The organism is Microbacterium esteraromaticum (assembly GCF_900163815.1).
Lineage (GTDB): Bacteria > Actinomycetota > Actinomycetes > Actinomycetales > Microbacteriaceae > Microbacterium > Microbacterium esteraromaticum_B.
Genome location: NZ_FUKO01000033.1, coordinates 53,011 through 65,224, shown reverse-complemented (window position 1 = coordinate 65,224; position 12,214 = coordinate 53,011). Strand labels below are relative to the sequence as shown.

Annotated in this window: 17 protein-coding genes; 12 read left to right on the top strand and 5 right to left on the bottom strand. The window is 65.5% G+C overall.

Features of this window, described 5'->3' with window-relative positions; all coding sequences use genetic code 11:
* Positions 1-12 precede the first annotated feature (12 nt).
* The 3 genes from FM104_RS12535 to FM104_RS12525 all read left to right on the top strand — a co-directional run bounded on the left by FM104_RS12535 (position 13) and on the right by FM104_RS12525 (position 2,276).
* Positions 13-192, top strand: a complete 180-nt coding sequence (locus FM104_RS12535; RefSeq protein WP_087132587.1) for a hypothetical protein — start codon at positions 13-15, stop codon at positions 190-192.
* A 218-nt stretch (positions 193-410) separates the two neighbouring features.
* Positions 411-1,238, top strand: coding sequence for a hypothetical protein (locus FM104_RS12530; protein WP_087132586.1), 828 nt, complete (start codon positions 411-413; stop codon positions 1,236-1,238).
* Between the two features lie 48 nt (positions 1,239-1,286).
* Complete coding sequence (locus FM104_RS12525; RefSeq protein ID WP_087132585.1) at positions 1,287-2,276, top strand: DUF2971 domain-containing protein; 990 nt, start codon at positions 1,287-1,289, stop codon at positions 2,274-2,276.
* A 39-nt stretch (positions 2,277-2,315) separates the two neighbouring features.
* Here the strand turns inward: FM104_RS12525 and FM104_RS12520 are convergent, their stop codons facing one another.
* On the bottom strand, positions 2,316-2,999 hold the full coding sequence (locus FM104_RS12520) for a DUF3841 domain-containing protein (RefSeq protein ID WP_179206786.1): 684 nt from the start codon (positions 2,997-2,999) through the stop codon (positions 2,316-2,318).
* Between the two features lie 204 nt (positions 3,000-3,203).
* On the opposite strand from FM104_RS12520, the gene FM104_RS12515 reads away from it, so the two are divergent.
* Positions 3,204-4,262 carry a hypothetical protein gene (locus tag FM104_RS12515; RefSeq protein WP_087132583.1) on the top strand — a complete coding sequence of 353 codons (1,059 nt, stop codon included), beginning with the start codon at positions 3,204-3,206 and terminating at the stop codon, positions 4,260-4,262.
* Positions 4,263-4,270: 8 nt separating this feature from the next.
* Here FM104_RS12515 and FM104_RS12510 read toward each other — a convergent pair whose 3' ends face one another.
* The gene (locus FM104_RS12510; RefSeq protein WP_087132582.1) at positions 4,271-4,777 is read right to left on the bottom strand and encodes a hypothetical protein; all 507 of its coding nucleotides are present in this window, start codon (positions 4,775-4,777) and stop codon (positions 4,271-4,273) included.
* Positions 4,778-4,891: 114 nt separating this feature from the next.
* Here FM104_RS12510 and FM104_RS12505 point away from each other — a divergent pair, with 114 nt between their 5' ends.
* From FM104_RS12505 to FM104_RS12470, 8 genes are all read left to right on the top strand, one after another.
* Positions 4,892-5,356 (top strand): hypothetical protein, encoded by a 465-nt coding sequence (locus tag FM104_RS12505; protein WP_087132581.1) that lies wholly within the window; start codon positions 4,892-4,894, stop codon positions 5,354-5,356.
* A complete protein-coding gene (locus FM104_RS12500) occupies positions 5,349-5,612 on the top strand; it encodes a hypothetical protein (protein WP_143738381.1) in 264 nt (87 codons plus the stop codon). Before FM104_RS12505 ends, FM104_RS12500 begins: the two co-directional genes overlap by 8 nt.
* Complete coding sequence (locus tag FM104_RS12495; protein WP_087132579.1) at positions 5,609-5,902, top strand: hypothetical protein; 294 nt, start codon at positions 5,609-5,611, stop codon at positions 5,900-5,902. Before FM104_RS12500 ends, FM104_RS12495 begins: the two co-directional genes overlap by 4 nt.
* Positions 5,895-6,371: a hypothetical protein gene (locus FM104_RS12490; protein ID WP_087132578.1), complete on the top strand. Its 477-nt coding sequence runs from the start codon at positions 5,895-5,897 to the stop codon at positions 6,369-6,371. The genes FM104_RS12495 and FM104_RS12490 overlap by 8 nt, the downstream gene beginning before the upstream one ends.
* Positions 6,372-6,540: 169 nt before the next feature.
* Positions 6,541-6,765 (top strand): hypothetical protein, encoded by a 225-nt coding sequence (locus FM104_RS12485; protein ID WP_087132577.1) that lies wholly within the window; start codon positions 6,541-6,543, stop codon positions 6,763-6,765.
* Complete coding sequence (locus FM104_RS12480) at positions 6,746-7,063, top strand: hypothetical protein (protein ID WP_087132576.1); 318 nt, start codon at positions 6,746-6,748, stop codon at positions 7,061-7,063. Before FM104_RS12485 ends, FM104_RS12480 begins: the two co-directional genes overlap by 20 nt.
* Positions 7,060-7,299, top strand: a complete 240-nt coding sequence (locus FM104_RS12475) for a hypothetical protein (RefSeq protein ID WP_087132575.1) — start codon at positions 7,060-7,062, stop codon at positions 7,297-7,299. The genes FM104_RS12480 and FM104_RS12475 overlap by 4 nt, the downstream gene beginning before the upstream one ends.
* A 19-nt stretch (positions 7,300-7,318) precedes the next feature.
* On the top strand, positions 7,319-8,041 hold the full coding sequence (locus FM104_RS12470; RefSeq protein WP_143738379.1) for a hypothetical protein: 723 nt from the start codon (positions 7,319-7,321) through the stop codon (positions 8,039-8,041).
* Here the strand turns inward: FM104_RS12470 and FM104_RS12465 are convergent.
* The 3 genes from FM104_RS12465 to FM104_RS12455 all read right to left on the bottom strand — a co-directional run bounded on the left by FM104_RS12465 (position 8,031) and on the right by FM104_RS12455 (position 12,214).
* Entirely contained in the window at positions 8,031-8,435 is a 405-nt protein-coding gene (locus tag FM104_RS12465; RefSeq protein ID WP_087132573.1) for a hypothetical protein, read from the bottom strand. The two genes, FM104_RS12470 and FM104_RS12465, sit on opposite strands and share 11 nt — an antisense overlap.
* A gap of 94 nt (positions 8,436-8,529) precedes the next feature.
* Complete coding sequence (locus FM104_RS12460) at positions 8,530-9,228, bottom strand: hypothetical protein (protein ID WP_087132572.1); 699 nt, start codon at positions 9,226-9,228, stop codon at positions 8,530-8,532.
* 10 nt (positions 9,229-9,238) lie between these two features.
* A complete protein-coding gene (locus tag FM104_RS12455) occupies positions 9,239-12,214 on the bottom strand; it encodes a hypothetical protein (RefSeq protein ID WP_087132571.1) in 2,976 nt (991 codons plus the stop codon).

Below are 12,214 nucleotides of genomic sequence, written 5' to 3'. Positions count from 1 at the left end.
GGAGGATCACAGATGCCGCTCTCATACCCGCCCCTGAAGGCCGTGGATGTCGATGGGGTCAAGAAGTGGACCGCTGTCTGCCGCGCCTGTGGGCAGGACGTCGTCCAGGTTCCGCAACTGGTGAAGGCCGCGGTCGAGCAAGCCCGCAGGGCGCACGGCCATGAGGCTGAATGCACGCGAGCACAGCCATGACCGACTGCACGGCTGATGACTGCGAGAAACCGGTCTGCGCCAGAGGGCTCTGCCGGATGCACTATCTGCAGGCGTGGCGCGACCAGACCCTGACCGAACACGGGTCATCACGCACGCCCCTCCCTGAGTGCCCGCCAGGGCCCGACCATACGCACACCGTCGACGGATGCTGGACCCAGCACGGATGCCGCTGCTCCCCCTGTAGGCACTCGCGCAAGATGGAGCGTCAACGCAGACGCTCGCGGCTCCGTGCGTACGGACGCGAGGATCAGATCCGCCCGCGACGCGTGGATGCCGCACCTGCACGCGCAGTCCTTCAGCGCCTGCTGGATTCGGGATTCGCGCTCGAGCGGATAGCCGTCGCCGCCGGCGTGCCCCATTCGACGCTCACCACTCTCCGTTTCGGGCGTCGTGGCGCCCACGCCGGCGTTCATCTGAAGACGATCGAGGCTGTCGTCGCCGAAGCGCTACTCCGTCTGGAGCCGCAGATCATCTCGACGAGCACGGTGCCCGCGACGGGGACGACGCGGCGGCTGCAGGCGCTCGTGGCGACCGGGCAGACCCAGAGCGCGATCGCCGAGCTCCTCGGCCGCGGCGTCGGCAACCTGTCACCCCTCGTCCATGGCAAGCGGCAGATCGTCACTGCTGCGACCCACGATGCCGTCAAGGCTCTCTTCGACGCGCTGTGGGACCAACGCCCTGAGGGCCCAAAGCACGATGCAGCCCGGCGGCTCGCGGAACGCCATGGATGGCTGCCGCCTCTCGCGTGGGACGATCCGGACACAGACCCCGAGCCTCCCGCTGTGGACCGCGACCCGGACCTGGTCGACGACATCGCCGTCGCACTGGCACTCCAAGGAGACGGACCACGCCTGACTCCTGCGGAGCGCCGCATCTGCGTGAGGACCCTGTGGGCGCGGAAGTACTCGGACATCCTCATCGCGGCCACGATCCGCTGTGACGCGAAGACGGTCGGGCGCATCCGCGAAGAACTGGATCTGCCCGCGTTCGATCAGATTGAGCTCATCCAGCACCGGGCCGCGTGATGATGGCCGATTCATCCTGGCGCTGCAGCGGGGCAATATCCTGACGGGATGACCGATGCTGAACTTCCGATCCGTGGCACCATCTCGGCGTTCGGTCTGGGCCAGTCACACAAGGGCGAGGTCTGGCACTATACGGATTCCTCGGGGCTCGTAGGGATCCTGACGAGCCGGACGCCGACGCCTTCATCGGAGCTGGTGCCCGGGTCGCCGCCTGTGCAGATCTACCCGAACGGGACGCTCCGGTCCACGGCCGCTACGCAGCTCAACGACTTCTCCGAGCTGCAGTATGGCGCTCAGCGCATCATCGACTGGTACGAGGCTGAGGGTAACGCGACGTCCGGCACGATCCGTGAGCATGTCCCGATCCGCATCGTGCTCGGAGACCTGCTGAAGCAATTGGCGGACAACCCTGCATACGTCTGCTGCGCCTCCACCACCCGCGACTCCCTGGAGCATTGGCGTGGCTATGCCGGCGAAGGTGGGTATGCACTGAAGCTCGACGCCTTCGAGACCTACACGCTCATCGGGCGGCCGTCCGTGGACACCGGGTTCATGGTCTCGCCCGAGTGGGTGAAGGTCCGGTACCTGCCCGATGAGCAGGATGAGCTCATCCACTCAGTCTTCACGCAGCTCCTGGATCCCACCAGGCAGATGGGGCAGATCGTCAACTCCGGTGATCAGCGAGCAGCCGTCATCGTGGTCCAGGCCCACCTGGCCGGTCTTGCAGCTGCGCTGAAGCATCCGTCGTTCGAGAAGGAAGACGAAGTGCGCCTGATTGTGCAGCGGCCCGATGGCGTCACACCAGATTTCCGCCCATCGCGGCGCGGGCCAGTGCCCTATCTGACGCTGGGTCGAGCTCCTCTGGGCAACGCGCAGTCCCCGACGGTGTTCACACCACTCCCGGTCAGCGAAGTCCTGGTCGGGCCGCCGTCGGGAGACGCGATGGAGCAGCGTGTCCGCGGCACTCGGACGCTGCTCGACGCGATGGGCCGCACCGGAGTTCCTGTGAACAAGTCGGAGCTCCCGTACCTTCCGTGATGCGGGTGCTCAGCACCCGTCGGCAGATCAGACCCGACGCTACGAGGGTGCGCCAACGATCGTGACCGCATCGGTCACGTCCTCGGCACGAATCTCGTGCACAGTCGCCTGCCAATACGACCGCCGATCGAATCGCCGCCGGTCGAAGATGTATTCCCAGGAGCGCTCGGCCTCTGCCCGAAGATCCGCCGGCCACTCAGAGATCGGTGAGTTCCTCACGTTGGCGGCCTCGAGACGAGCGAGGAATGCATCCGTGATCTCGCTGTACCGGGATTCGAACGACTCATCGGTCTCGCCCGGGCCCATCGTCACCGCCAGAGCCGAGTTCAGTGCTGAGTGCCATTCGTCGAACTGGGACAACAGAACTCGCTCGCGGGGTATCCGGCAGGTCAGCAGCACCTGGGGATCGCTGGAGCGTGATGCCCGTCTGCAGTTGCTGACCAGGTCGTATCGACGGATTCGGGCCCAGAGCCACAAGGCCGCGTCCCCGGTCGTCGGCAACCGGTCCGCCATCATCCGGTTCATCCACGCGTAGGCATCGGGCCATTCCGTGGCCGCAAGCTCGGGTGACGGTCGGAGGACCCCGTCTGAGAGGAGGCGCTCGTACGCGACTCCCGTCTGGATCGTGTGAAGCAGCAGGATCGGGGCATCCAGGTCGTACCCGATGCGGCCGGGCGGGATCGCCTGCTCGGGCGGTGCGGACCGGACCAGGATCTGGCGCATGGTCGTATCCTCTCGCCGGCTGGACGGCCCGATGCTACCGTTGTTGGCGGGCGACCGATGGCGCCTCACTCTGAGCTGGCGATGCACCCGTGCTGCAGCTGGCATTGAAGACAATCTCCTGAGGGATGACATCGGATGCTGCATCTGCCCTGACGGACCAGCGGCGAGCACGGGTGGAGCCGCATGTCTTCCGGAGCATCTGCCATGGTCAGCACGAACCGCAAACCCTTGATCCGCGCGTACATGCGCGACCACGGTGTGAAGTACACCGAGGCGCTCAGAGCACTCGGCTTGCCCTCTCCGCCATCGTCAGGAGGGCGCACCGAGTACAGGATCCTGAGCTGGGAGCAGCACGACTACTCCACTATCTCCGACGGCCCCAGCTTCCTGACTCTGAAGGAAGCAAAGGCCGCCGCAGGCGAGGATGGCGACGTCATCGTCGGTGGATTCTTCGCACCGGATGTACCCGGAGGGCCGGTGCTATGGCACAGCAATCCGCACGGCAACGGGTCCCAGCGCCACATCGATCCCGTCCTCGGAGGGCTGTGGGGAGATCCGGTGCGCTGGAACGACGCCCCGCGTGTGCCGAACGGCTGGTCGAGATCGTGGTTCCAGAGGTTCCCGACCCCGGCGGATGCCGCAGCGGCTCCAGGCCTGGACCGCGGCGATCTCACGGACGGTGTGAACGGCGACATGTTCCGATTCGTGAGGGCGGACGGTGCGCTTGTCACCCGCGCGCTGCCGACGATCAGTCTCGAGGCGGCTTTCTCGCAGCTGAGCGGCGATCGTAGAGCTGTCTATGCCGAGATGGCGAGCATTACGGGGAGGCTTGATCCACGCCTTGGGATCGCTCTCCGTGAGACCACCTCACCTCTCGGGCCCGTGAGCTATTGGGAGTTCGTGACACCGGATCTTGCGAGCTTCGTCAGCTGGAGCAGCGTTGACCGGCACGTCGGTTCGCACCTTGATGCACTCGATGCGTGGACGAACGACGAGTACCCGCACTCGAGCAGCATCAACATGCTGCCGTTCGCCGTCCCCGAGACCTGTGGATTCTGCGACAACGAACCGATCACTCGCCTCCATCCTCTTGTACCCGGCCACATGATCGGGACCATGTGCGACTCTGAATCCGTCGTCCAGATCAGCGCGCCGTTCGAGTCTGGTGGCCCACGAACCTGGGAAGACCTCGTGCTCATGCACGTCTACGGCGGGATGCAGTTCGTCAGCCACGATAGTTGCGCCGAGTACTGGTCGGAATGAGCCAGAGCCTACGGCCGCCCGTAGGTGTCGTCGAACCACCGCACGAACGCCAGCGTGCTCCCCCACTGCTTGCTGATCCTGTCGTGCACGGCCCGCTGATCGTGGCCGGGAAGGAAGGTGACGGTCCCGGCGACGCTGGCTCCGCAGCCGCAAGCGCACACGCGGTCACCCTGCTCTTGGTAGGTGACGGGGTTCCGGAAAGCGTCGACGGCGGTTCCGATGAGAGCGTCGTAGTCGGGGTCTCCCGCCGACAGCACCCGACCGATGATGGCCTGCTTGCCGCCCGGCACGTCTTCGAAGTCTTCGATCGCGACGACGACCTTGACGCGGCCCTGGTTCGAGAACGTCGCCAGACGCTCGTTCCTCGAACGCCTCCCGAGCAGCCAGACGCCGCGGTTCTGCTCGTACACTTCCTCGTCGCTGAGGTTCTCTGCCCAGCCGATCCAGGTTCGCCCCCATGGATCGTCAGCTGAGTCGACGTCGCGGCGGTCATCGAGCTTGAAGTTGATGGACATGTGCACCCTCCCGATAGATTGAATCCTTGAGAGCAAGGTATCAGCCCTATAACTCTAAGGCAAGACTTAGTAGTTATCTGCCCAGGTTGGTCAACCGCCGGGTATGTGGCTGGCATGACCGATCAGCTTGCTTCCAGCACGAATGACCTCGACGCTGCCCGCGCGCAGATCATCGCTCACGCTCGAGCTGAGCGGACCCGCGAGATCATCGGATTCGTCCAGGACTTCGACCACCTCACCGCGGTGCGGATCGACAGCGAGATGGCTGCGCGCCATCCGGAGGAGGTCGAGCAGCCGCACCGGATGATGATCGTTGACGGCGAGATCGAGGTGTGCGACACCTGCGTGAACTCCGAGGGCAACCCCGTCGCATGGGATCAAGCTCACACCGCCGACATCCCGGCCGGCGCTCTGACCTTCGAACAGCAGATCGAGGCCGTCGACCGTGCCGACTGGCGCTCCCAGTACCGGACCCGCCCCTACCCGGGTGTCACCGGCGGTATCCCGGACCGGCAATGGCTCACGGGCCTGCACGCCGAGGGCTACGAGATCGTGAAGCGAGTGCCCTCCGATGCCTAGGACATCGGTGCGCTGGGCGCTCTGGGGCTTCCACCCGGCATATCGAGGTAAGGACGGCTTCCCGTACCCGCTGAAGCTCGCGATCGGTTCCGAGCGTGCGTGCAACGGCGAACGAGCTCGCCGTGAGAAGCAGGGCGGCTGGACGCTGGGACGGTACCGCCAGGGCGTCCCGCCGACGGGCGTGCGCCTCCAGTGCGATGAGCTGTATCCGGAGCGCTCGCGCCTCGGCGAGGCTCAGGACGGGCAGCAGCGATGAGCCTGCAGGACCTCACCGATCTCCGGGAGCTGGCTGCCGAAGCCCGAGCTCACGGGCATCGCGTCGCGATCTCACCCGACGCCGCCGACCGCATCGCTGATGAGCTCTCCCGGGCTGACCGGACCGACCCGGACCCGCACGCTTCTGCCGAATGGGCAGAGCTCGTGGAGGCAACGCACGCCTTCGGGTTCGCCATCGGCCGCCTCGATGCCGCACGAACCGCCTATGCGCGTAGGTTCCCCGTGAGCCGAAAGGGCGCGGACAATCAGCCAGGGAGTCGCGATGCTTGACCGCTACGTCCGCGAGAACATCATCGCGCTGGAGGTGTTCTCCGACGATGGACAGAGCGAGTTCAACGGCGTCGACGGGCGCACTCTCCACGCCTTCGCACGCCGCGGTCTCGTCTGGTTCGAAGCGGTTGACCCCTTCGCCAAGAGCAAGCGGTACCGCGGCGGGCTGACGGACAAGGGACGGGCAGTCCTTGCCGAGCATGAGGCTGCTGAGAAGGCTGCTAGCCAGTTCGACTCGAGGTCGGCAGTGGGTGCTGCGCAGTTCACCGAAGCGGACGTGATTGCTGCGGCGGCCGTCCACGCCGAGCACGTCACCGGCTACTCGATGCGCGACGGAGGCTACACCTACCGTTGCGGCCGATGCACCTGGGCGGCGAGCGGTCCTGATGCAGCGGTTGAAGCTCAGCGGCACCGCATGCGCGAGGCACTGGCGGCGATCACCAGCCTGCCGAACGGGGGCAGTCGATGACGATGACTGTGAGCATCACGTGCGACGAATGCGGTACGTCCGCAGAGACCAGCACGAGCTACGACGCCGGCGCCAACGAGATCGACGGCGTCCTCGACGACGGCTGGGCTCACGACGGCGAACAGGACCTGTGCCCTTCGTGCGCAGGTCAAGAGGAAAGGAACGAACGATGAAGATGCAGGTAGTCACCACCATCACATCGCTGATCGACATCGACACCTTCGAGACGACTCACGACGCGCAGGTCGAGGGCGAGGCGGGTGTTCCCGAGTCCATCGCACGCGCAGCGGCGATCGGCGGATGCCGAGCGATCCTGAACAACTTCGGATACGACAGCGTCGAACGCGCGTCCAACCCGGAGGAAGGAGACCCCGATGCCAGTCCTGCTCCGTGAGAAGACCATCGTCGCCCGCAAGGCCCATCACTGCGACACCTGCGAGGCCACGGCGATCAGCGCCGGCGAGAGCTACTCCCGGCAGACGTACGTGTACGACGGCCGGGTCTACGACTGGATCCAGTGCGACAGCTGCCGCGCCATCGCCGCGCTCGTCTTCACATGGATGGAGGACTGGTACGACGAGGGCATCTCACGCGACGACTACATGGAATGGGCTCGCGAGCACCGGGACCACCCGCTACACGGCGAAGCCGCACGTGCATACCTCGCCAGAGCGAGCGGAGAGAGCCAGTGACCAGGCTGAAGCCCGGAGAGTCGATCATCGTCGTCCAGTTCGGGCTCGAGTGGCGTGACGCGAACGGCTCGTGGCATCACGAGTTCTTCCCCTACCCCAGCGAGCGGAGGAAGAAGCGCGACGCCGTGGAAGCGCTCGGCGCCACCGACATCTCAGAGCACATGCGCGACCGGCGGGTTGAGCACTCGCCGTGGATACGCACCGACCGGCAAACCAGATCCGCGGATGAGCGTTGAGGCAGGGTATGTGAACAGCATGACCGACGATCGCATCAACCAATCGGCCAACGGAGCGCAGCCCCAAGGCCTTCAGACAGCGTCGATCGAGACCGCGCAGTGGCTGAGTAACCTCAGCTACGCCGCGACCGCTCTGGAAGGCTCGGCCGACAACGGCGACCGCTACTGCGCACGCTTGATCCGCGAGCACCTGGCGGCCGTCGCCGCCCACCGCTCCGAGATACCAGATCCGAGCGCCGACGAGAAGGACGCGGGTCTGTCCGACGCCCACTCCGAGTCCTACCGGCAGGGATGGCGTGCAGGTCGAGCATCCGCACATGCAGAGCCGCAGAGCGAACCGTCCGAGGAGCACATCCGTCTCGCAACGCTCGCGGCCGTGAAGAAGGGCGCCAAGAGCGACGCGGAAGCGGTCCGCAACTACCGGGAGGCGGAACGAGTCATCCGGGCCGCGATCCCGCATCTCGGCAACTCCGACGAGTGCGAGCCGTTCGACGGACCACTCCCCTTGTGCGGCTATTGCGGCGATCGCCCAGGTGCGCCGGGATGCCCGGCGCATGGCGCGCCACAGGGCCGGCCGTCCGACGACGACCGGATCGACGCTGCGGCACGCGCGCTGAATCCCCAAGCGTGGGAGGTATACGACAAGGCCTCGCCAGGCATCGATCGGGATCTCATCGTCGACGGATCACGCGCCCAAGCCCGAGCAGCCCTGCGAGCGGCCGGCGCCGTCGTTAACCCTTGACGTAGCCGTTGGCGCCATTGATGCTCAGCGACGAGACACAGACGGTGTCCTTGTCCTTCGTGGTCGTGACGTCGAATTCGACGTCTTCTCCGAGGCTTCCGAGGACCTTGCCATCCTCAGATTCGTCGCGGATGGAGTACTCGAGTCCGGAAAAGTCCCAGCGGTCTGGCGCGGCGATGCCCAGCTCGTAGCTGTCAGGATCGTTCTTCGCCCAGGCTCCCTCGCACAACAACTGGTTCGCTCGATCCACATCAGCAGCGATGAAGGCCTCCGCCAGCTCTGCGGCGACGTCGGCAGGTGTGGATGGGGGCGCGGGCGCACACGCCGTGGCGAGCCCCCCGATGCTGATAACGGCAGCAACGACGGCAATACCGCGAGCCGTTGTCGTCGTCATGGTGGGGCCTCCTCAGGATCAAGACGCCGAGTATGTGGCGTCTTACTCGATGAGACCCTATACCCGGTCTGCAACAAATCGTTGCGGACCGGCCTCAGTACGGCGAAACGAGGGGCTCTCCTGTTTCGTAGCCGTCCCGCTGATCGTTGGCCTGCGCGAGGTACCGAAGGCTGTCAACCACGGGCAGATCCGCCTCAGTGAGCGCACGGTCGGCCCACTCGATCGGGTTGTAGCGTTCGACGATGTCGTCGAGGGACATCGTGCGGCCGTCCATCTGCACCGTGTACTGCAAGACGCGCTGCTGGCCAGCGGGATCCTCGATCGAACCACCGTAGCTGGCAATGGAGTGAGCACGAAGCACCTGACGCATGTGCCGCGGCGAGACCTCAGCAGGGTACTTCTGCCGAAACTCGTCGATCAATTTCTGGCGTGACACGACATTGAGCTCCTGAGCGTTGGCCCCCAGTTTGCGCTGGAGCATCTTCTCCGTCTTCTGGTTGTCCTCGTCGAAGCGGTGCCAGTTCGCGCGCACGTAGGCATCCTCGGCGCTCTGAAGCCACGACCGATACGCATGCGACGCGTTCGAGAGCACTCGGTCGGAGATGGGCGCCGATTCCCAGAACTCGATGTATTCCTCGTAGGAGGCAAAGCTGTCCGGCGGGTATAGAAAGCTCCCAGTCGTCTCCTCGACCAAATTCCCCTCCGGATCCGTCAGTCGGCGGGGAGAGAACTCGCCGCCGCGACCCTGTGGCGCACCCGCCGGGTGACGGCTGGCCTCGATTGCAGTGCTCATGCTAGCCCTCCTACTTCTTCATCCGGTTCGAGTACCCAGACGCGCCGCGCATGCCGGACGCGAACGCCGCGCCCATGCGCTCCTGCTGAGCAGCCATGGCGGCTTCCTGCCTTGCACGCTGAGCTTCCTCTGCTGCAGCCGTGCGTGCCGCGGCTGCCTGCTCTGCCGCCCCCGCCTGTGCGGCGCGGTACTCGGCGACCAGGCGGTTGTTCTGTGTCCGCTGCGTGAGCAGCTGGTGTGCTGAGCGAGAGCCGCGTGCGACGAACTGCGCGCCACGGGCTGCTGCCTGAACGCCGCGGGACTGCGCGAAGACCTTGGCCTCGGAACGGATCGCGCCTGCGGCGACGGCGCCGGAGATCCCTGCGACCGGCGTGTTCCACGCGGTCGCAGCAGCCGAGCGGACTCCGAGCGCTGCACGGTTCGCGGCGGCCGCGGGAAGGTCGCGAACCGCAGCGAAGGCTCGGGCGCCACTGGAAACGTTCTGGCGTCGCATCTGCTCGCGGTACGCGTAGAGCCCCTCGGTATTCAGCTGCTTCTCGCGCAGCTTCCCGGCGAGCTCCTCGTCGCCGTTCTTACGGGCCTGCTTGATCTGCTGGCGGAAGTCGGTGCGCAGCTCGCGGAGCCCCTTCCGAGAGTCCTTTCGGGCGAGCCGCTCACGGTAGGCAGCGGTGTCACCGGCGGCAGTCGCGCCCGTAGCCTCACGCTTCCAGTCCCTCGCAGCGCGGAGCTCCTCCTGGCTCGCCTTCACGCGCTCACGCTGCTGCTGTGTTGCCTTGGCCTTGTCAGCTGCCAACTTCTGCTTGTCGGTCATGCCGGCGGAACGTGCGTCCATGGCGCTGCGGCGTCCGGTCCCACCTGTGCCGCCTCGTCCGCGTCCCGTGGCGTTTCGGACCATGTTGGCTCCGCGCCGGAAGCTGTTCATCGCCGATCGCACGCCGGCGAACGAGCCGAGGCCGGAGCCGATTCCCGCCATCGCGCCAGCCCCGATCGCGCCGCTTGCGCCCGCCTTGCCCCATGCGGTCGCACCGCCGACGGAGACCGGCGAGGGGAGTTTCAGCACCTTCTTGAAGAAGAAGTGCACGCCGACCAGGGCGATCACCGGCGCGATTCCGGTCCAGATCATCTGGAAGAACGAGCCGCGGCCGAACATCGTGTCGCCGATGAGGATCAGCAGGCGAGTCACGGTGACGACGAGCCCGATGATGACCGTGATCATCGACGCGAAGATCGCAAGGCCGAGAACCTGGTTCAGAGCCTTACCGATCCGCTCTTTGAACGGGGACTCGGACATCAGCGCCGAGATCAGCACGAACCAGAGGAGGAAAATGAATCCGGCGAGAGCCAGGTTCGCGAGGAACGAGATCAGGTCGACGTACCCGAACGAGGCGAGACCGAAGATCGATCCGGCGACGTACGCTTGGGCTCCGCCGACGTTGCCTGCCGCCCCGACGCCGGTCAACGCGCGGAGGTAGTCGGAGACGGCCGCCGGGTTCTGTGTCTTGGATGCCGCATCGCTGATCCAGCCGCTGTCCCCGGAGACGTCGAAGATGTCTTCCAGGTTGCCGCTGCTGCCACCCTTCTGCCAGGTCCACCAGTTGTTGCACTTCTCCTGTGCGTTCTCAGCGGTGAGCTTCATGTTGTCGTGCTCGTAGCCCTCCCATCCGTCCCGGAGCGCCCATGTCACGTCGGAACCGTTAACGGCCGTGGCCTTACATGCTGCCCAGGCAACCATCGAGGCAGCGGTGTCGTTGTCCGATGAAGGGTTGAACGGTGCGGCGATTGAGACGTCGCTGGATCGTTCGGCGAAGTTTCCAGCGTAGGTCAGATAGCTGGAGCCACCAGTTTTCATCGTGACCTGCGTGCGAAGAGCGTAGAAGGCTCCCCAAGGCGTCGCTTTCGTCGAGCGGATGTCGAGAAGGTGGCAGTAGGTCGCGTCGGCGTAGGGGTTGTTGTGCCCGAGCTGCGATCGCTTCCAGGTCTCCAGGCCGGTGGTGGCCCACATGGCGTCCATGACCCGGGCGATGGTCTTCGCTTGAGCTCCGTCCAGCCTGGCGTTCCATGTTGCCATCGTCTCGAGGCGAGACCAGAGAGAGTCGTTGATGCCGCGGCAGTCGAACAGCCCCTGGGTGTCACGATCGTTTGGCTGCAGTTGCCCGCCGATACCTTCGATGCCGGTGACGAGGGCAGTCGCGACGGAGTCGGACAGGTACGAGATGGTGTCGTTCATCGTCTTCACAACCCAGCCCGGGGTGAGCGGCGATGGTCGGTAGGAGCCCGTCTTCTGGTCGACGACCGTGCCTGCAGCGTTGAGCGTCATTCCGAACAGGATGCCGAGGATGATGAAGATCGACCCCACGCGTCGGAAGATCAAGCCCGCTCCCCTGCCGATGGAGCGGACAATCGTCACGACGATGAGGACGAGCACCAACACGATGATGATCAGGACGGCCGGGTTCGAGGTGGGGTTGCCGTCCATGCGGAACAGGGTGTTGACGAACGTGCCGCCGGCGATGTCCATGTACCCGCCGAACGAGGAGATCGCGTCGAAGCTCACGGCGTTCCTGGTCAGCATTCCCGTGAAGCCCCAGATCGAGTGCCCGGTGCTGAGGTACGGGGATTCGACGAGATTCCGTGATGCGGAGTCGACGGCGTTCGGGATGGAGAAGCCGTCGAACTTCGTGTAGAAGCCGCTTGCGCCGTCGCTCCACCGAGGGAAGATCCGATACGCGTTGTCGTCGAACGTGGCGAATGGATACGCCCAGGAGTTCTCGAGGCCGTACTCCCTCTTCCACTCTTCGACATCGGGGTCATTGAGTTCAGGTGCGGCCGGGACGATGCGCGTCGACTCGGGGCTCGACGCAACGGAGGCAGTCGCTGTGGATGCCGGGAGGGCGCTTCCGGTCAACGGCAGCACAGCCGCGATGGCGAGGATCATGGCGCCGAAGGCGCGGCGGAGCCCTGTGCGGGACGTCTTCGGCGCGGTCAT

What these genes read in the sequence shown, in the direction of transcription:
- FM104_RS12505 (WP_087132581.1), top strand. Translation starts at nt 4,892, where the DNA reads ATGACCGATCAGCTTGCTTCCAGCACGAATGACCTCGACGCTGCCCGC.
- FM104_RS12470 (WP_143738379.1), top strand. Translation starts at nt 7,319, where the DNA reads ATGACCGACGATCGCATCAACCAATCGGCCAACGGAGCGCAGCCCCAA.
- FM104_RS12465 (WP_087132573.1), bottom strand. Translation starts at nt 8,435, where the DNA reads ATGACGACGACAACGGCTCGCGGTATTGCCGTCGTTGCTGCCGTTATC.
- FM104_RS12510 (WP_087132582.1), bottom strand. Translation starts at nt 4,777, where the DNA reads ATGTCCATCAACTTCAAGCTCGATGACCGCCGCGACGTCGACTCAGCT.
- FM104_RS12515 (WP_087132583.1), top strand. Translation starts at nt 3,204, where the DNA reads ATGGTCAGCACGAACCGCAAACCCTTGATCCGCGCGTACATGCGCGAC.
- FM104_RS12525 (WP_087132585.1), top strand. Translation starts at nt 1,287, where the DNA reads ATGACCGATGCTGAACTTCCGATCCGTGGCACCATCTCGGCGTTCGGT.
- FM104_RS12460 (WP_087132572.1), bottom strand. Translation starts at nt 9,228, where the DNA reads ATGAGCACTGCAATCGAGGCCAGCCGTCACCCGGCGGGTGCGCCACAG.
- FM104_RS12480 (WP_087132576.1), top strand. Translation starts at nt 6,746, where the DNA reads ATGCCAGTCCTGCTCCGTGAGAAGACCATCGTCGCCCGCAAGGCCCAT.
- FM104_RS12520 (WP_179206786.1), bottom strand. Translation starts at nt 2,999, where the DNA reads ATGCGCCAGATCCTGGTCCGGTCCGCACCGCCCGAGCAGGCGATCCCG.
- FM104_RS12530 (WP_087132586.1), top strand. Translation starts at nt 411, where the DNA reads ATGGAGCGTCAACGCAGACGCTCGCGGCTCCGTGCGTACGGACGCGAG.
- FM104_RS12495 (WP_087132579.1), top strand. Translation starts at nt 5,609, where the DNA reads ATGAGCCTGCAGGACCTCACCGATCTCCGGGAGCTGGCTGCCGAAGCC.
- FM104_RS12485 (WP_087132577.1), top strand. Translation starts at nt 6,541, where the DNA reads ATGAAGATGCAGGTAGTCACCACCATCACATCGCTGATCGACATCGAC.
- FM104_RS12455 (WP_087132571.1), bottom strand. Translation starts at nt 12,214, where the DNA reads ATGACCGCGCCGAAGACGTCCCGCACAGGGCTCCGCCGCGCCTTCGGC.
- FM104_RS12500 (WP_143738381.1), top strand. Translation starts at nt 5,349, where the DNA reads ATGCCTAGGACATCGGTGCGCTGGGCGCTCTGGGGCTTCCACCCGGCA.
- FM104_RS12490 (WP_087132578.1), top strand. Translation starts at nt 5,895, where the DNA reads ATGCTTGACCGCTACGTCCGCGAGAACATCATCGCGCTGGAGGTGTTC.
- FM104_RS12535 (WP_087132587.1), top strand. Translation starts at nt 13, where the DNA reads ATGCCGCTCTCATACCCGCCCCTGAAGGCCGTGGATGTCGATGGGGTC.